Raw genomic sequence first — 231 nt, forward strand, 5'->3', positions numbered from 1 at the left:
CATTTTGGAACAGTCTTCTTTTATTCGTAATGTTATTATTTGTCGATAAATCGATATTTCTTGTCGAACCGTTGATATATTGTAAGTTATGATAGATATATTTGAAAAATCATTGATATAGTTTATTTCTTTGAAACAAACGGATGCCCCTTATAATAAAAACGCCACGGATAATGTACAGCTTCTTCTGCATAGTCGATATTAATACGAGGTCCTGCTGTTATTTTATAT

Annotated in this window: 1 pseudogene; it reads right to left on the bottom strand. The window is 29.9% G+C overall.

Features of this window, described 5'->3' with window-relative positions:
- Nucleotides 1-122: 122 nt before the first annotated feature.
- Nucleotides 123-231: pseudogene (locus tag MR160_RS34560) on the bottom strand (DNA-3-methyladenine glycosylase); the annotation flags it as partial.

Source organism: Bacillus cereus group sp. BfR-BA-01382 (genome assembly GCF_022663475.1).
In the GTDB taxonomy this organism is placed as follows: domain Bacteria; phylum Bacillota; class Bacilli; order Bacillales; family Bacillaceae_G; genus Bacillus_A; species Bacillus_A thuringiensis_S.